The sequence below is a fragment of the Rathayibacter sp. VKM Ac-2759 genome (genome assembly GCF_009834225.1).
GTDB lineage: Bacteria > Actinomycetota > Actinomycetes > Actinomycetales > Microbacteriaceae > Rathayibacter.
The window spans coordinates 3550087-3571471 of sequence record NZ_CP047176.1 but is presented as its reverse complement, the minus strand read 5'-3'; the positions used below and the strand labels follow the sequence as shown (position 1 = coordinate 3571471).

Here is a 21385-nt window from a genome sequence, read left to right as displayed (position 1 = left end):
CGAAGAGAAGTCAATCGTGTTACAGGGTGCCCGGCGGTCGCCGGACGCCTCCTGCGGGAGGGTCCGCGGTCAGGATCCGCCGTGCGATCGCGGGGCGGGAGCCGGGGCCGAACGGCTCCCTCGGACGCTGTCGAGCTGGCCGATCATGTAGTCCAGCCCCTCGTCCATCTTGAGCCGCCAGAGGGCGATCGCCCGCTCGGTGTCCCGCCGCTCCAGTGCGTCGACCATCGCGGTGTCCTGCTCGAGGATGCGCGCCGCGGGGAAGGCGTAGTCGACCCCGAGCACCGCGATGAACATGGTCACCTGCTGCGAGAGGACCTCGAGCATCGCCGGGATGCGGGTGAGGCCGGAGGCCTCGGCGAGCACCCGCTGGAAGCGCAGGTCCAGGTCCTGCGCGCGATCGACGTCTCCCTGGGTGACGCGCTCGCGGAGGTCCGCCAGTGCCGAGTGCACGGCCGCTCGGCTCCCGGCGGACCAGGTGCTCGTCGCCCGGAGCGCGATCGCGCCGAGTGCTCGACGGGCCGCATAGGTCTCGACGACGTCCGAGGTGGTCGGGAGCCGCACGACCATCGACTGCGCGCTGCTCGCGGTGACCAGCCCCTCGTCGGCGAGCATCACCAGGGCCGCGCGGACGCGGGCGCGGCTGCAGTGCAGACGGTCGGCGAGCGCGCGCTCCGAGAGCGCGTCGCCCCTCGTGAAGGTCCCGTCGATCATCCCCGAGCGCAGCGCGTGCACGATCGCATCCGCCAGGCGCCGCTCGGCCGCGCTGCGGGCGACCGCGGACCCGATCGGAGCGGCCCCGGCCTCGGCGGGAGGGGGCGCCTGCCGGGTCCACAGGAACGCTCCCTCGCGGGTCCGGTACCAGCGCCGCGCCCGCGACTCGAGGTCGGCGAGCGCGTCGGCGCAGCCCGCCTCGTCGAGGCCGGCGAGCAGCTCGGGCAGGCGGCCCCACCCGGCGATCACGAGCTCCCGGTCGACGTCCCCGGCCGGCAGGAGGCGCGGGCCGGAGGCGATCACGAGCGCCGACTCCGATCCGGCGCCGAGCCGCTCGACGAGCCCGCGGAAGCGCTCCGTCGCCGCGTCGGCCGCCGCCCGGAGGTCGAGATCGGCCCGTGCCGCGTCGGCGGCGCGGAGGACCCGGAGGCGGCGCCGGCTGCGCTCGCCGAGGGGAGCGGGTGGGCGATGGGCCGGCAGCGACGCCGGAGCGAGCAGGAGCCACGAGCCGCGGGCCGAGACCAGGGCGCCGGCGAGCGCCAGGGGCCGGAGGGAGAGGCGGTCGCGCAGCTCCACCGCGCCGCCGTCGTCCGCGCCGCCGTCGCGCCACGTCCGCGAGACGGACGACTGGCTCACCCCGAGGCGCTCGGCGATCGAGCGGCTCGACCAGTCGGCCGACGGCATCCACAGCGGAGCGGTCAGGACGGCGTGCCGTCGCCTCTCTGCCCCGGAGCTCATGGGGAGGATCGTACCCACGACCGACTCGATGACTCACCAGCGGTCGATCCTCCCGGGTAGCGCTCTCCGGCAGCGCGGAGCCGCCGAGGATGGAGCTCCGTTCGACCCGGAGGAGCCCCATGCACGACGTCGCCATCATCGGAGCAGGCCCGGCCGGCCTCGCCACCGCCCACCGCCTCGAGCAGGCCGGCCACTCGGTCGTCGTCCTCGAGGAGACCGAGCGCACGGGCGGTCGCGCCCTGACCGTCGACGTCGGAGGCGAGGCGGTCAATCTCGGGGCGATGTTCGTCTACAGCGGGACGCAGTCGCACCGCCTCGCCGTCGAGCTCGGCATCCCGCTCGTGCCGTTCGAGCCCACGAGCTTCGGGATCCACGTCGGCGGAACCACCGTCGTCGCCCGCGACAACGCCGCTCTGGTCGCGGAGCTGCCGCTCCCCGCCGCCTCCCGTCGGGCGCTCGCCGAGTTCCTCGAGCGGGCGCGGCAGGAGTACTTCGCGAACACCGCCGACGGGCAGCTGCGCCCGTCGGAGGCCGGCTACGGAGACGCCTCCGCGCAGGACCGCCTCGACGGGCTGCCGGCCGACGTCCAGGAGATCCTCGAGGCCGCGATCCGCGGCGGATCGGTCGCGCGGCCGTCGGAGCTGAGCGCGACCTACGCGCTGCGGTACTTCGCGAGCTACCTCGTGCACGAGAAGAACAACCGGCTCGTCGCCGTCGGCGGCATCCAGACGATCCCCGACGCTCTCGCGGCCCGGCTGCAGCGCACCGAGATCCGGCGCGGCAGCTCGGTGACGGCGGTCCGCGAGGCCCCGGGGGGCTCGTGGCGGCTCGACGTCGCGGACGGCTCCGCGGTCACCGCCGCCCACGTCGTGGTGTCGACGCCGTCCCCCCGCATCGCCGGCATCGTCGACCTGCCCGCGTGGAAGCGCGAGGCCCTCGACACCGTGCGCACACCGGGCTCCACCGTGCTCGGCGTCGTCGCCGACGTGGGCGGCCTCGCCCCGAGCGACGTCGCGGCCGACGTGCAGGTGCCGTACGACGACTGGGCGTTCGTGGTCACGCCGGGCCGGCCCTTCGACGCCGTGATCAACCCGCAGCCGGGCGCCGGCACGGGGCTCGCCCAGTTCGTCTGCTACGGCAACAGCTCGGGATACGTCCCGGGCGCGAACGTGAGCGGCTCCGGTGTGCTCGAGGAGTGGCTCGAGCAGTTCCTGCTGGTCGCTCCGGGGCTGCGCGGGCGGATCGTCGGCGCGCGGATCCGGTCGTGGGAGCACTGCTTCTCGCTGCTCACGCCCGCCCGCACCGCGGTGCTCGCGCAGCTCCAGGCCCCCGTCGGCACGATGCACTTCGCCGGCGACTACTCGTCCGAGACCGCGGGGACGCACGGCGCCTATGCCGAGGCGGAGCGCGTCGCACAGGAGATCATCGCCGCTCTCGCGTAGAGGGAGGGGAGGCCGCCGATCGGGTTCCGCGGCCTCCCCGCCCGGCCTCTCCTACTCGTGGTTGAGCATGACGTGCTTCGTGCGGGTGAAGTCGTCGAGCGCGTAGAGCGAGAGGTCGCGGCCGTAGCCGGAGCCCTTGAAGCCGCCCCAGGGGACCTCGTTGGCGAGCACGAGGTGGGCGTTGACCCAGACCGTGCCGAAGTCGAGCTCGGTCGGGATCTGCAGCGACGCGGCCGCGTCCGCCGTCCAGACGGAGGCGGCGAGGCCGTAGGGAGTCGCGTTGGCGCGCTCGATCGCCTCGGGCAGGTCCGAGTAGGTCTCGACGCTGACCACCGGGCCGAACGCCTCCGACGTCGCGATCTCGGAGTCCGGCGCGACGCCGGTCAGCAGGGTCGGCGCGACGAAGTAGCCGGGGCTGTCGAAGGTGTGCCCGCCGACCGCGATCGTCGCGCCCGCCGCCTCGGCGCGCTCGAGGAAGCCGAGGACGCGCTCGTAGTGGGCCTTCGAGATCAGAGGTCCGATCTCGACGTCGGAGCCGGCCTCCGGAGGCCCGACGACGAGGGATCCGATCTCGCGGGTCAGCTCGGCGGTCAGCGCCTCGGCGACCGACTCGTGCACGATCACGCGGCACGCGGCGCCGCACTCCTGACCGGAGTTCCAGAAGCCCGCCGCCCGCACACCGCGCGCGACGGCGGCGAGGTCGGCGTCCGGCAGCACGAGCACGGGCGCCTTCCCGCCGAGCTCGAGGTGGACGCGCTTGAGCGTGGACGCGGCCGCCTCCGCCACGGCGCGGCCGCTGCCGACGCTGCCGGTGAGGGCGACGAGCGCGATGTCGGGGTGCTCGGCGATGCGGCGCCCGACGGTCGGGCCGAGGCCGACGACGACGTTCAGCACGCCCGCGGGCAGGATCCCGGTGACCAGCTCGGCGAGCTTCAGGGTCGTCAGCGGGGTCTGCTCGCTCGGCTTGAGGACGATCGAGTTGCCTCCGGCGAGGATGGGGGCGATCTTCCACGCCGCCATGAGCAGCGGGTAGTTCCACGGCGTGACGACGCCGACCACTCCGACCGGCTCGCGCAGGATGAGCGACGTGTTGCCGGTGACGTACTGCCCGCCCGCCAGCGACGTCAGCGTGCGCGCCGCCCCCGCCATGAAGCGGAAGGTGTCGATCGCGCTGTCGATGTCGTCGTCGGCGACGGCCGCCGGCTTGCCGGTGTTGAGCGACTCCAGCGCGGCGAAGGCGGCGCGGTTGTCCTCGATCACGTCGGCGATGCGGTGCAGCACCTCGGAGCGGGAGCGCGGCGTGGTCCTGCCCCACTCGCGCTGGGCGCGGCGGGCGGCGGCCACGGCGCGATCGACGTCGGCGGCGGTGCCGGCGGGCACCTCCGCGATCGTCTCCGCCGTGGCGGGGTCGACGACCGGGAGGCGGTCGGCCGCCGATCCGTCGACGAAGGCCCCGTCGACGTAGTGGCCGTAGGGCGGGAGGAAGTCCCTCCCCTCGGAGGTCGCAGAGGCGGCTGGAGCGAGCGTGAAAGCGGTCATGACGCAGATCTCTCTGCACGGACGCCCGTGCATCAACGGAGGTGTGGTCAGGACCCTACGGTGTGATCACAGATCTCACAAGCGATCCGAGTGCAGGAGCGGACCGCCCGCTCACTCCGCCGGGACCGCCCTCTGCTCGGCGAGGAGCGCCTCGATCCGGCCCGTCGCATTGACGAGCGACTCGCGCGTCAGCTCACCGGCCCGCTCCGCGTCGTGCTCCCGGGCCGCGGCGATGATCGCCTCCTGGTAGCGCCACAGGGTGTCGTCCTCCGGGCGGTCGAGCCAGCCGCGGGCGCCCACGATCTTGTAGGCGCGGCACCGCTGCCACAGGTTGCGGATGAGCTGCACGAGCACCGGGTTGCCGGACGCCTCGTACAGGATCGACAGCAGTGCCTCGTCGTGATCGAGCACCGCGAGCTCGCGGTGCTCGGCGATCGCGGTGCGCATCTGCTCCCACTCCGCCTGCATCCGGTCGCACTCGGCCTCCCCGACCCTCAGGGACCCGAGTCGCGCGGCCTCGATCTCGAGCGCCCGGCGCGCCCCGTAGACGTGCAGCAGCTCCTCGAGGCTGAGCCCTTTGACGACCGCTCCCTTGTGCGCCTCGCTCTCGGCGAGGCCCGCCTCCTCGAGGCGGCGGATCGCCTCGCGCACCGGCATCACGCTGGTGCCGACCTGCTCGGCGAGGTCCCGGATGCGCAGGCGGGCGCCGGCGGGCAGCTCTCCGCTGAAGATCGCCGCCTGCAGGGTCGCGTACACCTGGTCGGCCAGGAGGGTCGGTTCGGCGAGCTTGGGGAGGGTCACGGGTCACAGAGTACGGTTCCGCGCCGAGGAGGCGTCGGATGCCGCGAGGCCGAGCGGCGACTCCACTGCGGGCTCTTGTCTGATCTGTGATCACATCCTAGGATCAGGGCCACGCGGCACACGACGGGCGGCGGACGACCTCGAAAGGGAGACGCTCTGTGAAGGATGCAGTGATCGTGGGAGCCGGCCTGGCCGGTCTGTCGGCGGCGTGGCGGCTGCGCCACTGGGACACCGTGGTGCTCGAGTCGGGGGACCGCGTCGGCGGCCGCATCCGCTCGGAGAAGCGCGGGCAGTACTTCCTCAACTGGGGCGGCCACGTCTTCGCCGGGGCGAACAGCTCCACCCGCGAGCTGCTGCAGGAGACCGGGACGCGCGCGGTGACGGTGCCCGGCTCGCTCGCCGGGATCGCGATGAACGGGAAGCTCCTGCTCAAGGGCAAGCTGCAGACGTACCCCTTCCGCATTCCGATGCCGATGTCCTCGCGCGCCGCGCTGATGACCGCCGGGGCCAAGGTGAGCCTCGACGTCTTCCGGTACGCGAAGGTGGTGAAGCGCCGTCCCGGCGAGACGGGGGAGTCGCGCCAGCAGCGCATCTACGACTTCGAGAACGACCGGTCCTTCGCCGACTACATCGGCGACCTGCCCGAGGACGCGGAGGCGCTCTTCCGTCCCACCGTGACCCGCTCGGCCGCGGATCCGGAGGAGCTGTCGGCCGGCGCCGGCATCGGCTACTTCAGCCTCGTCTGGAACGTGGGCGAAGGGCTCGACCAGCACATCGCGGGCGGGCCCTCCACCCTCACCGAGAACATCGCGGCCTCCCTCCGCGATCGCATCGAGCTCGGGGCGAGCGTGCAGGAGGTCGTGCACGAGAAGGACCACGTCGTCGTCCGCTACCGCCAGGACGGCGTCGACCACGAGGTGCGGGCCCGCACCGTCGTCCTCGCGACGCCGGCGACCGTCACGCACGCGGTGGCGGTCGACCTCCCGGCCGAGACCCGGGAGGCGCTCTCGAAGATCGTCTACGGGCCCTACGTCAGCGCCGCGTTCCTCACGAACGAGACGACGGCGCAGCCCTGGGACGCCGCGTACGGCATCGCGACGCCCAAGCGCTCGTTCAACGTCGCCCTCAACATGGGCAACATCGCGCGCGGATCCGAGAGCTCGCGCCAGCCCGGCGGCAGCCTGATGGTCTTCTCGCCGGCGAGTCTGGCGCGCGACCTCCTCCACCGCAGCGACGAGGAGATCCTCGACATCTACACCCGCGACCTCGACGAGGTCCTGCCCGGCTTCGGCGGGATCGTCGAGGAGGCGCACGTCCAGCGCTGGGAGACGGGTGCCCCGTACTGCTTCCCCGGGCGCGGCAGGCTGCAGGCCGCCCTGACCCGGCCGACGGACCGGGTCTTCCTCGCGGGGGACTACCTCGGCACGCTCTACACCGAGACCGCGATCACCTCGGGCTTCAGCGCCGCGCAGCGCGCGGCGAGCGCGCTGGCGACCGAGCGGCAGACGCGCGGGGCCCTGAAGGGGGCCGACGCCCGCTGAGGGCGGGGGTGCCGGCGAGCGCGGCCGTCAGGTCGGCGTCGTTTATCGAGGACTCGAATCAATTCGACTAGGCTCGGACGCATGACTGAGAACACACGCGAGCTGCGCGTCGGAGTCGTCGGACTCGGCTTCGCCGGCACCACCCACCTCGACGCCTTCCAGGCCCTCCCCGGCGCGCGCGTCGTCGCCCTCGCCGGCCAGGAGGAGGAGCGCCTGCGCGAGCTCGGCGCGACCCGCGGCGTCCCCGACCTCTACGCCGACTGGGAGGACCTGGTCGCCCGCGACGACCTCGACGTCGTCTCGATCGGCGTGCCCAACCACCTCCACCACCCCATCGCCGTGGCCGCGCTCACCACCGGCAAGCACGTCTTCTGCGAGAAGCCCCTCGCGACGACCGCCGATCTCGCCGCCGAGATGGTGGAGGCGGCGCGCGCGAACGACCGCGTCCTCGAGATCGCCTACAACCACCGCCGCCGCGCGGACGTCGCGTTCCTCCGCGACTACCTCGACGACGCCCCGCTCGGCGACGTCTACCACGCCCGGGCGAGCTGGCAGCGGCGCACCGGCATCCCCGGCATCGGCTCCTGGTTCACCAGCAAGGAGCTCGCCGGCGGCGGACCGCTGATCGACCTGGGCTCGCACGTCCTCGACATCGCCCTGCACCTGCTCGACGAGCCGCGCGTCACCAGCGTCTCGGCCGTCGCCTACGGCGAGATCGGCCGCTCGGGCCGAGGCGGGCGCCCGCACGGCGTCGCCGCCACCGGCACCCACGCCTTCGAGGTCGAGGACTTCTCCAGCGCACTCCTGCGCCTCGACAACGGCCGCAGCCTCCAGCTCGACGCCTCCTGGGCCAGCTACTCCCAGGTCTACGAGGACATCGAGGTCGAGCTGCTCGGCTCCGCCGGCGGCGCGCGCCTCCACGTCGCCGACTACGCGACGGAGGGGACCATCACGCTCTACTCCGAGGTCGCCGGCGCGCCCACCACCTCCCGCCCCGACGTGAAGGTGCCCGCCGGGCACCACCGCTCGGTGATCGCCGAGTTCCTCGCCGCGATCGCTTCCGGTGCCGACGCGCCCGCGGGCGGCCCGCGCTACTCCGGCCACTACGGCGAGTACGCGCTGCACCGCAGCCGGGTCGTCGACGCGATCTACCGCTCCGCCGCCGAGAAGAAGGAGGTGGAGGTCGCATGAGCGAGCCCCTCGAGGTCCTGGTCTGGAACGAGTTCCGCCACGAGACGCGCGGCGACGAGACCGTGATGCGGCACTACCCCGACGGCATCCACCGCGTGATCGCCGACGGCCTGACCGAGTCGCTCGGCGACGACGTCTCGGTGCGCACCGCGACGCTCCCCGAGCCCGAGCACGGCCTGACCGAGGAGGCGCTCGCGCGCACCGACGTCCTGCTGTGGTGGGGGCACATCGCGCACGGCGAGGTGTCGGACGAGGTCGTGCAGCGCGTGCTGCGGCACGTGCAGGAGGGGATGGGCATCCTGATCCTGCACTCCGCCCACTACTCCAAGATCTTCCAGGCGCTGATGGGCACGACGTGCTCGCTCAAGTGGCGGAACGACCACGACCGCGAACTGGTCTGGACGATCGCGCCGACGCATCCGATCGCCGAGGGCGTACCGAGCCCGATCGTCATCCCCGAGCAGGAGATGTACGGCGAGTACTTCGACATCCCGGTGCCGGAGGAGACGGTGTTCCTCTCGACGTTCACCGGCGGCGAGGTGTTCCGCTCGGGAGTCACCTACACGCGCGGTCTCGGGAAGGTGTTCTACTTCTCGCCCGGCGACCAGGACTACCCCGTCTACCACCACCCCGACATCAAGCGGGTGCTGGCGAACGCGGTGCGCTGGGCCCGCCCGAAGCACCCGCGCACCCCGCTGACGGCCGACCACCACCCCCGGGGCTGGTTCGAGTCGTGACCCTCCCCGCGAGAGGCCTCTCCGGTACGCGACACGCCGAGGCGGGCGTACCGGAGAGTCATCTCGCGGAGGGCGTCCGGTCTTCGCGGTAGCCTCTCCGAGAGCTCTCCTCGGTGCGGCTCGCCCCCGTCCACCTCGCTCCTCGCCTCGAGGTCGTCGCCGTCGTCAGGAAGCCCTATGCCCCGCCTCCGCTCCGTCCCGGTCTACAGCTGGAATCCGCGTCGCAACAAGCTCCCCGTGCTCCGGCGCTTCCAGGTCGGGCCGCGCGTGAAGAACTTCGGCGATCTGCTCGGCCCGGTCGTCGTCCAGGGGATCCTGAAGGAGCGCGGCGTCGGCCCCGCGCTCCGCCGGCCCGGCAGCGGGACCGTCATGGCCGTCGGCTCCGTCATGCACAAGGCCCACGACGGCGACATCGTCTGGGGCACGGGCGTGAACGGGAAGGTGGCGCTCGCGCTGCACGACTTCACGCGGCTCGACGTCCGGGCCGTCCGGGGCCCCCGCACCCGCGAGTGGCTCCGCGAGAACAAGGGCATCGAGGCGCCCGCGATCTACGGCGATCCCGCCCTGCTGCTCCCGACGCTGTTCCCCCGGCTCCGGACGAGCGCGGCGACCAAGCGCCACGCGCTCGCCGTGGTGCCGAACCTCAACGAGCTGGGCCGCTTCCGCTCGCACCCCGACTTCGTCGATCCGCGGCGCCCCCTCTGGGAGGTGCTCGAGCGCATCGCCTCGAGCGAGGTGGTCGTGGGCTCGTCGCTGCACGCCATCGTGATCGGCGAGGCGCTCGGGATCCCCGTCGGCCTGATCGCCTCGAGCGCCGAGCCGCCGTTCAAGTACCAGGACTACTTCGAGGGCACCGGCCGCACGGCGTCGGAGTACGCGATGTTCGACGACTTCGACGCCGCGCACGCGCACGCCACCGGCATCCGGACCGACTCCTACGCCCCGCTGGCCGGATGGTCGCCGGAGCCGCTGCTCGGCGCGTTCCCGATCGACCGCTGGGTGCGCGGCTAGCGAGCCCCGGCCGCGGCGACGGCGGAGGGAGGGCTCGCATGGCGCGACGCGTGAGCGTCCTCGAGCTCGCCGCCCGCGAGCCCGACGAGGTGCTGCGCTACGGCCCGGCGCCCGAGCAGATCGCCGACGTGTACCGCGCGGGCGGTCCGCTCGTCGTGCTCGTGCACGGCGGCTTCTGGCGCGCCCGCTACGACCGCGTCCACGCGCGTCCGCTCGCCGCGGCGCTCGCCGACCGCGGGTTCGACGTCCTGCTGCCCGAGTACCGCCGGATCGGCGATGCGGGCGGCGGCTGGCCCGGCACCTCCGACGACGTCGTCGCGGTCCTCGACGCGATCCCGCGGCTCGGCGCGGAGCGGGCGGTCCTCGTGGGTCACTCCGCGGGCGGGCACCTCGCGGTGTGGTCGCAGGCGGTGCATCCGTCGCCGCACGTCTCGGCAGTCGTCTCGCTCGCCGGCGTGCTCGATCTGCAGGCCGCGTCCGACTCCCGCCTCAGCGACGACGCGGTCGGCGCGCTGCTCGCCGGCGCGCGGCTCCCGGAGGCGGATCCCGCGCAGCTCCCCGCGCCGCCGATGCCGGTGTCGCTCGTGCACGGCGACCGCGACGCGCAGGTGCCGGTCGAGTACAGCCGCCGCTACGCGCAGCGGCACGCGTCGGCGACGCTGCACGAGCTCGCCGGAGTCGGCCACTTCGAGCTGATCGACCCGCGCGAACCGGCCTTCGAGACGCTCGCGGGGCTCCTCGGCCGCTGACGGGATCAGTACACGAACCAGCGCAGCCAGTCGCGGTTGTGGGCGTGCACGAGTGCCAGGAACACGACGAGATCGAACAGCAGGTGCACGCAGATCACGTAGGTCAGCGACTTCGTCTTCGAGAAGATGTACCCCTGCAGCAGCGCGAACGGGATCGTGAACGCCGGCGCCCACTCGCGGTAGCCGAGCTCCCACAGGAACGAGACGAAGACCACCGCCTGCAGGATGTTCGCCTGCCACATCGGGAGGTGGCGGCGCAGCACCGCGAAGACGACGCAGATGAAGAACAGCTCGTCCCAGATGCCGACGAACCCGACCCCGACGAACAGGCGGGCGATCTCGTCGGGCGCCTGGATCGCGGGCCAGTTGAGGTAGGCGCCCGAGCGGATGAAGTAGAACGGCAGCAGGATCCAGCCGAGCACGACGACGGCCGGCAGATACGACTTCTCGAGCGTCGTCCAGCGCTGACCGGTGCGCAGCGGGAAGCGGATGATCCTCCGCTGGGTGCCGTAGTGGTCGATCGCCCACGGCACGGCCACCGCCGCCGAGAGCACGGCGCCCATCAGCGCCATGTTCGGGTAGTCGAGGTTCGCCTCGACCGAGATCGTGCTGACGATCACGAGCCCCGCGGCGATCAGCGAGAGGTCGACGGCGAGCGTGCGGTCGATGACGAGCGCCAGCAGGAGGCTGGCCGCGAGCACCAGGTAGCCCGCGAGCGGCAGGCGCAGACCGAACAGCAGCAGTGCCGAGAGCGAGATCCCGGCGGCCGGGACGAGGGCGGGTCTCATCCCCTCAGGGTAGGCGGCGCGGACTCCCGCCACCCGGGACGGTCCCGGGTGAGGGAGTCCGCGACCGCTCAGCTGCAGGCCTGCAGCCGTGCGACGTTCTCGGAGAGGGTCCCCGGCCCGCCGAGGAGGACGACCTTCTCGGCTCCGAGGGCGGTCAGGTCGTCGAGGACGGCGCGGGGGACGCAGTCGGGGCGGACGGCGAACAGCGGGCTCCCGGTGTAGCCCGCGGCGGTGGCGCCGGCGAGGGCGTCGGGGAAGTTCTCGCCGGTGGCGAAGTAGACCGTCGAGGCCCCGCTGAAGGCGGCTTTGTTCAGCTTCTCGGAGGTGTCGTAGCGGTCGGTCCCGCCGATCCGGCTGGAGGGGACGGGGAGGGAGTCCTCGATGCCGTCGCTGACCGAGAGCGCGCTTCCGGCGATCGTGAGCGACGTGGCGCCCAGGTCGGTGACCAGCCGGCGGGTCTGCTCGGTGGCGGAGGAGAGTCCGCCGTTGACGAGGATCACCGGGGCGTCGACGGCCCCCGCGGCGGCGCTGGCGCTGAGGGCGTCGGGGAACTTCTCGCCCGTCGCGACCCAGGCCGTGCTCGCGCCGGAGGGGAAGGCGTAGTCGACGATCAGGTTCGCCGTGTCGTAGCGGTCGACGCCTCCGATGCGGACGACGTCACCGGAGGGGACGTAGTTTCGCAGGTCGGCGAGGAGCGCCTCGCTGATGCTCGCCGAGGATCCGACGACGACGATCCTGCCGGGGGTGAGGCGGGTCAGCTCGGCGCGGACCGCGGGGCTCATGGAGTCGCGGTCGACGAGGAGCAGCGGCCCGCCCTGGGTGGCGGCGGCGGGAGCGGCGGCGAGCGCGTCGGGGAACTTGGAGCCGGTCGCGACGTAGGTGACGGGCACGCCGGGCGCGAACGTCGCCTTCGAGATCTCGACGGCGGTGCCCTGCCGGTCGGCGCCCGCGAGGCGCGTCACGTCGACGTCGGGGGTGGGAGTGGGAGTGGGGGTGGGCGTGGGGGTAAGCGTGGGCGTGGGCGTGGGCGTGGGAGTGGGAGTGGGGGTGGGGGTGGGAGTGGACGTGGGAGTGGCGGTCGGGGTGGGGGTGTCGGTGCGGGTGACGGTGAGCTTGTACTCCTGGCCACGGGTGATCGCACCCTCACCGTCTTGAACGAGGATGTAGACGTTGCCCGCTGGTGCGATGATCGGCACGGCGCCCAGCGCAGCACCGTCACAGTCGGCGCCGCGGAGGTTGGTCTGCGTCAGCGTCCGACCTGTGTTGTCGAAGCTCGAGACGCGCCAGAGCTCCCCGGTACCCAGCTGGCAGGAGTAGCGGAGGTCGATGCTCAACTTCGACGCGTCGCTCATCTGCAGACGGAAATAGTCGCAGTCGTCGTAATCGCAGTCATTATCGAAGGTCGAGCCGGCGATCGTCGTCGCCAGCGAGATCACGTCGGCCCTCGCCGTCGTATTGTTCTTCTCCGTCTCGACGACACCCGGGGTCACATCGGCCCGCAACGTGTACGTCTCGTCCCTCCAGATCCCTCCCGCGGGAGTGGAAACCCAGACGTAGAAGACGCCGGCATCTACGTACATCGCCAATGCGCCGAGGGCGCTGCCGTCGTAGTCGGCACTGGAGATGTCCTGGCTGTAGATGGTCGTGCCAGCGGCATCGAGGACGAAGAGGTCGAGTTCTCCATTCGTGCCGAGAAGATCGGAGAAGCGAAGATCGAGCGTGAGGCGTCCTTGACCGGGTGCGGACAGCTTGTAGACGTCGCAGTCGTTGTAGTCGCAGTCATTCGCTCCGAAGGTGCCCGAGAGGTCTGTTCCGAGCGGCAGCGTCTGAGCCCTTGCGGTCGTGTTGTTCGGTTCCACCTCGAGCAGGTCGGCCGCGTAGGCCGGAGGCGCCGTGAAGAGCGTCGCGACGACGACCAGAGCCGCCACCAGTGCGATCCACGGCCGGAGGAGGTATCGAGGGACGGAGGAGCGCAGGGTCGACATGGCGGGTCGCCTTTCTCAGCCGGGAACAGGAGGTTTCGGGCATGCCGGAATCACCCTCTTCGAGGGGGCGGGAAACCTGCTGCTGCCGTGTGCGCTCACTGTAGGGGCGCGGAGGAGGCGCCTCCATGGGCACCACTACCCATGCGGGGGCCGACCGGAACGGCTCAGGGGCAGCGGAACGTGCGGAGCCACTCCGTGACGGTGAGGTGCCGCCCGGCTGTCAGGGACATCGCGCTCGCGCACGTGACGTCCTGGCCGATGTCGGGGCCGGTCACGCACGCGAAGTCCTGATCGGGGTGATCGAGGATCCGGATCGGCGCCGTCGCGCCGGGCGACAGCTGGATGTCGGACCAGGAGCACGACCAGTCGATCGGTGCGGCGGTGTCGTTGGTGAGCAGGACCTCGTGCGCCGCGGCCCGCGCGGAGGAGGGGTCGAGGACGACGAGTCCCAGGTCCACGAGGGCGGTCACGGCGAGGGCGATCGTGAGCCCGATGAGCACTCCGCGCCTCCGGGAGGCGCGCGGCGGAGCCGGCTCGGTCACGGTGTCGAGGGCCCCGGAACGCGTCAGATCGCCGGCGGGTACAGGAAGAGCGGCACCTGCGCCGTCGGGAACGTGCGGGTGACGTAGCTGTGCTTGCCGCCGTAGTTGTACTCCTCGAGGAGCACGGTGCCGTCGTCGTTCACCTTCTGCACGTACGAGACGTGGTTGTACGTCCACCAGGCCACGCAGCCCACGATGGGCACGCTGCTCGTCGCCCAGCCCTTGGCGGCCCAGTTGTCGGGCCACTCCCAGGCGCTGCCGCCCATCGGAGTGATGTTCCCCCAGGTGTACTTCCACGGAGACGAGGTGGCGCCGGCGTCGCGGTTGAGGCGCCAGGCCACGAAGTCGACGCACTCGCGGTAGTAGTAGCCCAGCGGGGAGAGTCCGCCGCCGTCGTCGTCGATGGTCTCGTACGGCCACGGGTAGTCGTCGCCGACCGCGCGGGTCTGCACGGTCGTGAACGCGCCTCCGTCGGAGCTGGAGAGCACGGCCGCCTGGCGGCTGGCCTCGTCGAGCTGCGCCTGAGTGGGGGCGGCGAAGGCGTCGCGCACGGCGGTCTGGCCGGCCGCCTCCGACGAGACGGTGAGGTTCTGCAGGTCGACGCGGGCGGTCCCGGTCGCGGCGCCGGTCGTGCTGCGCGCGCCGTAGGCGGGGATCGCGGCCGTCGCGAAGAGTCCGCCGACGATCGAGAAGGTGGCGACGCCGAGGGTCCGGCGGCTCAGCCCGTGCGAGCGCGCGGGCGCCGGCGGCGGTCCGCTGCGTCGGGGCGGCGACGGGGCGGGGCGCGCGGCCGCGCGGGCTTTCGGCGGCGCGCGCTTCGGCGACCCGCGCCTCGGCGGCGCGCGCCTCACGCCGGGTGAGCGGCGCCGGCGCGGCGGGGGAGGAGGTGTCGTGACACTCCGCTGGGACGGGAATGTCAGGGTTCGACACGCGTGTGCTCTCCTCGGCTGGGCGACAGGGGGTGGACGACCGGGGGTCGTCGGCAAGGGGTTGCGGGTCGGGGCCCGGCGAGGAGCGAGTCTAGCTCGGCACCTGAAGATCACGAAACGGTCACGGAGGAATCCGTCAGCCGGCTCCGAGACACCGGCGGGCGGCGGTGGGAGGATGAACGCCTCCGGGAAGGACACGCCATGACCGATCCGCTCCCCTCCGGACCCGTGCTCGTCGGCGTCGTCGACGGCCAGCGCCCCGAGGTCGTCCGCACCGCCGCCCGCTTCGCCGCGGGCCTCGGCGCACCCCTGCTGCTGCTCTCGGTGGCGCCCGATCCGTACCTCGTGGGCGAGTACGTCGATCCGATGACCGGCGGCATCCCGATCGGGCTCGTCCCGCGCGAGGGCGGCGGGCCGGTCGTCCCCCCGTCCCTCCGCGAGGCGGTCGAGGCGGCGCTCGCCGACATCGATGTGGCCTGGACGCTGCGGATCGCCGAGGGCGAGCCCGCGCTCGCGCTCACCGCCGTCGCCGAGGAGACCGACGCCCGGATGATCGTCGTCGGCACCCGCGACTCCGGTGTGCTCGCGAGCATCGCCGAGTTCCTCAGCGGGAGCGTGGCCGTGCATCTCGCCCACCGGCAGCACCGCCCGGTCATGGTCGTGCCGCTGCGCGACTCGCCGCGGCGGGCGCCCTGGGACCTGGCGGAGTGACGCCGCTGCACCTGCGACCGCGCGCGATCCTCGTGGTCGCCGCGGGAGGCGCGGTCGGGACGGCCGGACGCTACGGCGTCTCCCTCCTCCTCCCGCCGCTCGGCGACCTGCCCGTCGCCACGATCGCGGTGAACCTCAGCGGGGCCTTCCTCCTGGGGCTGCTGCTCGAGTCGCTCGTGCGCCGCGGTCCCGACGACGGCGGGCGGCGGACGCTCCGCCTCCTGCTCGGGACGGGCGTGCTGGGCGGTTTCACCACCTACAGCACCTTCTCGCTCGACACCGTCGAGCTGCTCGAGGCGGGGCGCGTCGCGGAGTCGGCCCTCTACGCGGCCGTGACGCTCGTGGTCGGGACGGCGGCGGCCGTGCTCGGCATCGTCGTGGCCGGGCGGCGCAGGGGAGTCGCGTCGTGACGGGCGTCCTCCTCTTCGTCGGCGTCGCGCTGGCCGGGGGAGTCGGCGCCGCGGCCCGCCTCGTCGTCGACGGCGTCGCGCGCTCGCTGATCCGGGTGCGCTGGCCGGTGGGGACGGCGATCATCAACGTCGTCGGGTCGCTCCTGCTCGGAGTCGTCACCGGGCTCGCGCTCTCGGGCGGGGTGGACGCGCAGTGGCGGGCGCTGCTCGGCACGGGACTGCTCGGCGGCTTCACGACCTTCAGCACCGCGAGCGTGGACGCTGCCCGGATGCTGCTCGAGGGCCGGTGGGCGGCCGGGCTCGGCTACGGCCTCGGGATGTGGGCGGCGGCCCTCGCCGCCGCCGTCGTCGGGTTGATGATCACGGGGGCGCTCGTACCCGTGTGACGTCCCGATCACCGTGTCCTCTCCGCTATCCGACAATGGGCGAAGATGTGCGTGTGACATCCATGGGGGGCGTTAAAGATCTGAGGCTGGCCGTCATCGACGACCAGCCTCTCTACCGGCAGATGCTGACCTCGCTGCTCCGGTCGGTTCCGGGCGTGCGCAGCGTCGTCGAGGCGTCCTCGGTGGCCGAGGCCCGCGAGCGGGTGCGGCCGGCCGAGCTCGACGTCGCGATCATCGACATCGAGCTGGGCGACGGCGACGGGATCGAGCTGGGACGCGAGCTGCGCGCCTCCGCGCCCGATCTCGCGATCGTGCTGCTCTCGGCGGTCGACGCGATGCACCGCTTCCTGCGGCTGGACCGGGCGGAGGCGCGCGGGTGGAGCTATCTCTCGAAGACGTCGTCGCTCTCGACGGCGGCGCTGCTCACGGCGATCCGGGCGACCGCCGACGGACGCACCGTCCTCGACCCCGCACTCGTCGCCGCCCGCACGGCGCGCCGCAACTCGCCCGTCGCCGGCCTCAGCCGCCGGCAGTACGAGGTGCTGAGCGGCCTCGCCTCCGGGCTCACCAACGCGGCGATCGCCGAGCAGCTCGGCATCGCCGTCCGCTCGGTCGACAACCACGTGAACGCCCTCTACGCGGCGCTGGGCGTGCGCTCGGACGGGGCCCGCAATCCCAGGGTCGAGGCGACCCTGCAGTTCCTCGAGCACACCGGATGACGCGCAGCGTCGCGCGGCCCGCCGCCTCCGATGCGGCCGAGGACACCCGGATCGTCCTCGGCGTCGTCGCCCTGCTCGGCGGGGTGCTGTCGGTGCTCGCCGCTCTGCAGGCCGTCATCGCGCTCGGGATGATGTCGCAGACCGTGCGCGGAGTCGAGGGCGGGCCGGTGATCGACGTGGTCGTCCGCGTGATCGTGAACGGCTCCTCCTTCGGCCTCGCGATCGCGCTGCTCGCCCTCGTGCGCCCCGAGCGGTTCCGGAGGCGGGGGCGGCTGCTGTGGACGGCGCTGATCTCTACGGGTGTCGCCGCCGTGCGCTGCGCACTGCAGGTGCTGGCCGGGATCTACCCGGCGACGGCGCTCGACGCTCTGATCGTCGAGGTCGCGGCCGGCGCCGTGGTCCTCGCGCTGATCACGGGCTTCGGGTTCCTGCTGGTGCGGGCGGCGCGCCGCGTCCGCGAGAAGGAGCGCGCGCACGCCCGCGTCGTGCTCCAGGCCGTCGAGGCCGTCCAGGCGCTCCAGCAGGAGGAGCTGCGCGTGCGCCGCGACATCGCCCAGCGCCTGCACGGCAGCCTCCAGGGCGCGCTCGTCGTGCTCGTCGCCGAGCTGCGGGCCGCCGCGGCACCTCCCGACCGGGAGCGGCTCGAACGGGTGGCGGCGCGCCTCGACGAGCTGCGCGAGACCGAGGTCCGCGCCGCCGGCAACGCGCTGTACCCCGTCGACGTCGAGCACGGACTCGTCCCCGCCGTCCGCGACCTCTTCGCGCGCCTCCCGCCCGAGATCGCCGTCGAGCTGGACGTCGACGAGCGCTATCCCGCGCAGGAGTCGCGCGGCATACCGCTGGATCAGCGGGTGCTGCTCGTGCGGCTCGTCGAGGAGGCGCTCACCAACGCGCTGAAGCACGGCGGCGCCCGGGCGGTGCGGCTGAGCGTGGCCGTCGAGACGGACGGCGTCCTGCTGGGTCTCGACGACGACGGCCGCGGTGTCGCCCCCGGCTCCCGCTGGTCGGGCCTCGAGCGCCTGTCGCGGCAGGTCGCGGTCTACGGAGGCTCGCTCGAGCTGCTCCCGTCCGCCGCTCTGGGCGGCGCCCTGCTCACGGCCCGCCTGCCTCTGCGCCCGTAGCGGCCGCCGACGGCGGCCTCCGGTGCCCGTCGGCGGTAGGTGGAACGACTGCAGCAGAGCGCCGCGTCTTCGCTGCGCGGAGGGAACCGCTCCTCCGCGAGACACGGCCGTCGGCGCGGCGCCTCGGCGAGAACCGGCCCCCTCGGCGGGAGAGCCCGGCACGGCACCGGGCTGCGTAGTCGGAACTCCGACGCGACCCACCCCCGAACTGGACCTTGGAAAGTCCTGTGTGCGTGACCACGATGAGGGCCACGACACGACCGAGGTTTCCGAAGCGGTCGGCGCCCCACCTGCTCTCACCCGGAGACCACCCGATGCTGCGTAAGCGCCTCCTCTCGCTCGCCCTGACCGCCACTCTGACGCTGGGCGCGGCCCTCGTCCCGACCGCCGCGGCCGCCGCCGCGCCGGCGGCCGACCCGGCGCACCCGATCGAGGTGGGCGGAGTCGCGCACCCCGACGACTGGGCGCCGCCCGGCTCCGCCGCGCAGAGCCGCTCGGCGGCTCCGGAGGCGCTCGCCGCGGTCGTGCCGCCGGCCAACGACGACCTCGCGAACGCGACCGTCGTCTCCTCGCTGCCGTACTACAGCCGCAGCCCGTACTACGGAGCGACCTTCGAGGAGGGGGAGTCGGGGGAGTGCCGGACGACCGACGACGACATCACCGAGTACTTCACGCCCGCGGTCAGCTCCGTCTGGTTCTCCTACACGTCCACGGCTCGACAGACCCTGACCTTCAGCGGAGGCGTCGACGGGCACTACTCGATCGTCGCTGCGTACGAGACGGCGCCCGTCGACCAGCTCGTCAGGATCAGCTGTGCGGAATCGGAGTTCCGAGAGGAGAACTACCTCCAGGCCGAGGCTGGGAAGACCTACGTCTTCCAGGTCAGCGACACGTACTACAGCGAGGAGCCGGTCCAGCCCGGAGAACAGGCGACTCTTCGGATCTCGGCGAGCGCGCCGGTCGCCGGCACCACTCCTGCGGACGCGGTCGCCCTGTCCGCACTTCCCACCACGGTCTCCGGTTCGACGCTCAAGGTCGACTCCAACTGGTACGAGCCCTACGAGAGCTGCGATGGCGATCACGTCCTGATGGGCTCCATCTGGCACCGGTTCACCGCCACGAAGACCGGATCCGTGCTGGTCGACCTGCGGGACAGCTACTTCAGCCCGTTGGGCGTGATCTGGGAGTCGGACGGATCCGCTCCTACGCGCCCGATCGGCTGCGCGCCGGTCGAGCCCGCGATCTCGCACCAGGACTACTCGAAGGCGAACGCGAAGACCAGCTTCACCGCGACAGCGGGCAGGACCTACTTCATTCAGGTGGGCGGGTACAGCTGGACCAAGGGCGACTACGTCCTCACGGTCGCGAACGTCGGGACCCTCACCGCGTCGACGCCGACCATCAGCGGTGACGCCGGAGTCGGCAAGACCCTCACCGCGAACCCGGGGACCTGGGGACCCTCGCCCGTGACCCTGAGCTACCAGTGGAAGGACGGCAACGGATACCCGGTCCCGGGTGCCACCGCGCAGACCTACACGCCGTCCACCGACGAGGCGGGGAGCACCGTCTCCGTCTCGGTCACCGGACGCAGGACCGGCTACGCCGACCGGACGGTGGACAGCGCGCCCCTCGCGATCCCGTACCTCCAGTACACCGCGGCGCCTGCTCCGACCATCGTCGGCACCGTCGCGGTCGGCCAGACCCTCACCGCGAAGACCGGCACCTGGACCCCCGCGCCCGACTACTTCAACTACTCGTGGGAGCGCAACGGCGAGTACATCGCCTCAGGGCCGACCTACACGATCGTGGCGGCGGATCGCGGAGCCTCCCTCACCGCGATCGTCTCGGGAAGCAGGTCCGGCTACGGATCCGTCCAGCGCGAGAGCGCCCCGGTCGTCGTCCCCGCCCCCGCCCAGACCCTCACGCCCACCCCGACCGTCTCGGGCAGCACCACCGTCGGCTCCACGCTGACCGCCTCCCCGGGCGTCTGGGATCCGGGGACGACCCTCGCCTACCAGTGGACGAGGAACGGCAGCACCGCGATCACCGGTGCCACCGCGAGCACCTACCTCCTCACCTCGGCCGACGCCGGCGCCACGCTGACCGTCACGGTCACCAGCACCAAGCCCGGCTACTCGACGGCGACCAGGACGAGCGCGGCGACGGCGACGATCACCGGCGGGTCGACCAGCGCGATCACCGGTCCGACTCCGACGATCACGGGCACCGTCCAGGTCGGCAGGACCGTCACCGCGAGTGCCGGCACCTGGGCGCCCGCGCCCGTCGCGCTCGCCTACCAGTGGAAGCGCGGCGGCGTCGCGATCGCCGGAGCGACCGCGGCGGCCTACACGCTCGTCGCCGCCGACGCGAGCACGAGCCTCACGGTCTCGGTCACCGGATCGAAGTCGGGCCTCGCCCCGGTCACCAGGACCAGCGCCGCCTCGACCGTCACGCCGGGGCTGCAGACGCTGATGCCCACGCCGACGATCTCGGGGACGCTCAAGGTCGGCTCGACGCTCACCGCGACTCCGGGCACCTGGGACGCGGGAACGACGCTCACGTACCAGTGGAAGCGCAACGCCGGCACCTACATCGTCGGCGCGACCAAGCCGACGTACGTGCTCACCGGGTCGGACGCCGGTGCGACGATCACCGTCTCGGTCACCTCGACCAAGCCCGGGTACTCGCCCGCGACGAAGTCGAAGGGGACCACCGAGACGGTGGCCGTCGGCACCCTGACGAGCGCGACCCCCACCCTCACCGGCACGGCCGCGGTCGGGCGGACGCTGACCGCGGTTCCGGGAGCGTGGGGCCCCGCCCCCGTGACCTACGCCTACCAGTGGAAGCGCGGGACGACCGTGATCTCGGGAGCCACGGCCGCGACCTACACACCGGTCGCGGGCGACGCGGGAGCGTCGATCTCGGTCTCCGTGACGGGCTCGAAGACCGGCTACACCGCGGTCGTGAAGTCGAGCGCCGCGAAGACGATCGCGAAGGGCACGCTGACCGCGCCCACTCCCACGATCTCGGGCACGGCGAAGGTCGGCTCGAAGCTGACCGCCGCTCCCGGCACGTGGGGGCCGGCGCCGGTGGCGCTGACCTACCAGTGGTTCCGCGCGGGCACCGCGATCAGCGGAGCGACGGCCGCGACGTACACCCCGGTCGCCGCCGACAGGGGAAAGAGCGTCACGGTGAAGGTGACCGGGACCAAGGCCGGCTACACGACGGCGACGATGTCGAGCGCCGGCAGGACGATCGGCTGAGCGCGGGGCGGAGGTGCGCCTCGACGACGACGTCGCGCGGGTAGTGCTCCTCCACAGGCTTCTTCTGG

General features: G+C 72.7%; 19 protein-coding genes. 12 read left to right on the top strand and 7 right to left on the bottom strand.

Annotated features, from left to right (window positions below; genetic code table 11):
- Positions 1-69 precede the first annotated feature (69 nt).
- Positions 70-1452: a GntR family transcriptional regulator gene (locus GSU68_RS16690; RefSeq protein WP_159909770.1), complete on the bottom strand. Its 1383-nt coding sequence runs from the start codon at positions 1450-1452 to the stop codon at positions 70-72.
- A 119-nt stretch (positions 1453-1571) separates the two neighbouring features.
- Here GSU68_RS16690 and GSU68_RS16685 point away from each other — a divergent pair, with 119 nt between their 5' ends.
- Positions 1572-2894, top strand: a complete 1323-nt coding sequence (locus tag GSU68_RS16685) for an NAD(P)/FAD-dependent oxidoreductase (protein WP_159909769.1) — start codon at positions 1572-1574, stop codon at positions 2892-2894.
- 51 nt (positions 2895-2945) lie between these two features.
- On the opposite strand, the gene GSU68_RS16680 is transcribed toward GSU68_RS16685, so the two are convergent.
- Together GSU68_RS16680 and GSU68_RS16675 are read right to left on the bottom strand one after the other, a co-directional pair.
- On the bottom strand, positions 2946-4433 hold the full coding sequence (locus GSU68_RS16680; protein WP_159909768.1) for an aminobutyraldehyde dehydrogenase: 1488 nt from the start codon (positions 4431-4433) through the stop codon (positions 2946-2948).
- Between the two features lie 111 nt (positions 4434-4544).
- Complete coding sequence (locus GSU68_RS16675; protein WP_159909767.1) at positions 4545-5234, bottom strand: GntR family transcriptional regulator; 690 nt, start codon at positions 5232-5234, stop codon at positions 4545-4547.
- Positions 5235-5392: 158 nt separating this feature from the next.
- On the opposite strand from GSU68_RS16675, the gene GSU68_RS16670 reads away from it, so the two are divergent.
- The 5 genes from GSU68_RS16670 (at position 5393) to GSU68_RS16650 (ending at position 10463) form a co-directional block, all read left to right on the top strand.
- A complete protein-coding gene (locus GSU68_RS16670) occupies positions 5393-6775 on the top strand; it encodes an NAD(P)/FAD-dependent oxidoreductase (RefSeq protein WP_159909766.1) in 1383 nt (460 codons plus the stop codon).
- An 81-nt stretch (positions 6776-6856) separates the two neighbouring features.
- Positions 6857-7966 (top strand): Gfo/Idh/MocA family oxidoreductase, encoded by a 1110-nt coding sequence (locus tag GSU68_RS16665; protein ID WP_159909765.1) that lies wholly within the window; start codon positions 6857-6859, stop codon positions 7964-7966.
- Positions 7963-8703, top strand: coding sequence for a ThuA domain-containing protein (locus GSU68_RS16660; RefSeq protein ID WP_159909764.1), 741 nt, complete (start codon positions 7963-7965; stop codon positions 8701-8703). Before GSU68_RS16665 ends, GSU68_RS16660 begins: the two co-directional genes overlap by 4 nt.
- A gap of 177 nt (positions 8704-8880) precedes the next feature.
- Complete coding sequence (locus GSU68_RS16655) at positions 8881-9714, top strand: polysaccharide pyruvyl transferase family protein (protein ID WP_159909763.1); 834 nt, start codon at positions 8881-8883, stop codon at positions 9712-9714.
- A gap of 38 nt (positions 9715-9752) precedes the next feature.
- Positions 9753-10463, top strand: a complete 711-nt coding sequence (locus tag GSU68_RS16650) for an alpha/beta fold hydrolase (RefSeq protein ID WP_159909762.1) — start codon at positions 9753-9755, stop codon at positions 10461-10463.
- Positions 10464-10468: 5 nt separating this feature from the next.
- Here GSU68_RS16650 and GSU68_RS16645 read toward each other — a convergent pair whose 3' ends face one another.
- From GSU68_RS16645 to GSU68_RS16630, 4 genes are all read right to left on the bottom strand, one after another.
- Positions 10469-11251: a CPBP family intramembrane glutamic endopeptidase gene (locus GSU68_RS16645; protein ID WP_159909761.1), complete on the bottom strand. Its 783-nt coding sequence runs from the start codon at positions 11249-11251 to the stop codon at positions 10469-10471.
- A 68-nt stretch (positions 11252-11319) separates the two neighbouring features.
- A complete protein-coding gene (locus tag GSU68_RS16640; protein ID WP_159909760.1) occupies positions 11320-13236 on the bottom strand; it encodes a cell wall-binding repeat-containing protein in 1917 nt (638 codons plus the stop codon).
- A gap of 164 nt (positions 13237-13400) precedes the next feature.
- Positions 13401-13736 (bottom strand): hypothetical protein, encoded by a 336-nt coding sequence (locus GSU68_RS16635; RefSeq protein WP_159909759.1) that lies wholly within the window; start codon positions 13734-13736, stop codon positions 13401-13403.
- Positions 13737-13801: 65 nt separating this feature from the next.
- Positions 13802-14629 (bottom strand): CHAP domain-containing protein, encoded by an 828-nt coding sequence (locus tag GSU68_RS16630; RefSeq protein ID WP_159909758.1) that lies wholly within the window; start codon positions 14627-14629, stop codon positions 13802-13804.
- A gap of 279 nt (positions 14630-14908) precedes the next feature.
- Between GSU68_RS16630 and GSU68_RS16625 the strand changes: the two genes are divergently transcribed.
- The 6 genes from GSU68_RS16625 to GSU68_RS16600 all read left to right on the top strand — a co-directional run bounded on the left by GSU68_RS16625 (position 14909) and on the right by GSU68_RS16600 (position 21317).
- A complete protein-coding gene (locus tag GSU68_RS16625; RefSeq protein WP_159909757.1) occupies positions 14909-15418 on the top strand; it encodes a universal stress protein in 510 nt (169 codons plus the stop codon).
- Entirely contained in the window at positions 15415-15828 is a 414-nt protein-coding gene (crcB, locus tag GSU68_RS16620; RefSeq protein WP_244259318.1) for a fluoride efflux transporter CrcB, read from the top strand. Before GSU68_RS16625 ends, crcB begins: the two co-directional genes overlap by 4 nt.
- Complete coding sequence (locus GSU68_RS16615) at positions 15825-16214, top strand: CrcB family protein (RefSeq protein WP_159909756.1); 390 nt, start codon at positions 15825-15827, stop codon at positions 16212-16214. Before crcB ends, GSU68_RS16615 begins: the two co-directional genes overlap by 4 nt.
- A 62-nt stretch (positions 16215-16276) precedes the next feature.
- Entirely contained in the window at positions 16277-16933 is a 657-nt protein-coding gene (locus tag GSU68_RS16610) for a response regulator transcription factor (RefSeq protein WP_159910357.1), read from the top strand.
- On the top strand, positions 16930-18054 hold the full coding sequence (locus tag GSU68_RS16605; RefSeq protein WP_159909755.1) for a hypothetical protein: 1125 nt from the start codon (positions 16930-16932) through the stop codon (positions 18052-18054). Before GSU68_RS16610 ends, GSU68_RS16605 begins: the two co-directional genes overlap by 4 nt.
- Before the next feature lie 314 nt (positions 18055-18368).
- Positions 18369-21317 (top strand): hypothetical protein, encoded by a 2949-nt coding sequence (locus GSU68_RS16600; RefSeq protein WP_159909754.1) that lies wholly within the window; start codon positions 18369-18371, stop codon positions 21315-21317.
- Positions 21318-21385 lie beyond the last annotated feature (68 nt).

Coding starts and splice junctions, on each gene's coding strand:
- GSU68_RS16690 (WP_159909770.1), bottom strand. CDS start 1,452: ATGAGCTCCGGGGCAGAGAGGCGACGGCACGCCGTCCTGACCGCTCCG.
- GSU68_RS16685 (WP_159909769.1), top strand. CDS start 1,572: ATGCACGACGTCGCCATCATCGGAGCAGGCCCGGCCGGCCTCGCCACC.
- GSU68_RS16680 (WP_159909768.1), bottom strand. CDS start 4,433: ATGACCGCTTTCACGCTCGCTCCAGCCGCCTCTGCGACCTCCGAGGGG.
- GSU68_RS16665 (WP_159909765.1), top strand. CDS start 6,857: ATGACTGAGAACACACGCGAGCTGCGCGTCGGAGTCGTCGGACTCGGC.
- GSU68_RS16660 (WP_159909764.1), top strand. CDS start 7,963: ATGAGCGAGCCCCTCGAGGTCCTGGTCTGGAACGAGTTCCGCCACGAG.
- GSU68_RS16655 (WP_159909763.1), top strand. CDS start 8,881: ATGCCCCGCCTCCGCTCCGTCCCGGTCTACAGCTGGAATCCGCGTCGC.
- GSU68_RS16650 (WP_159909762.1), top strand. CDS start 9,753: ATGGCGCGACGCGTGAGCGTCCTCGAGCTCGCCGCCCGCGAGCCCGAC.
- GSU68_RS16645 (WP_159909761.1), bottom strand. CDS start 11,251: ATGAGACCCGCCCTCGTCCCGGCCGCCGGGATCTCGCTCTCGGCACTG.
- GSU68_RS16640 (WP_159909760.1), bottom strand. CDS start 13,236: ATGTCGACCCTGCGCTCCTCCGTCCCTCGATACCTCCTCCGGCCGTGG.
- GSU68_RS16625 (WP_159909757.1), top strand. CDS start 14,909: ATGACCGATCCGCTCCCCTCCGGACCCGTGCTCGTCGGCGTCGTCGAC.
- GSU68_RS16610 (WP_159910357.1), top strand. CDS start 16,277: ATGGGGGGCGTTAAAGATCTGAGGCTGGCCGTCATCGACGACCAGCCT.
- GSU68_RS16605 (WP_159909755.1), top strand. CDS start 16,930: ATGACGCGCAGCGTCGCGCGGCCCGCCGCCTCCGATGCGGCCGAGGAC.
- GSU68_RS16600 (WP_159909754.1), top strand. CDS start 18,369: ATGCTGCGTAAGCGCCTCCTCTCGCTCGCCCTGACCGCCACTCTGACG.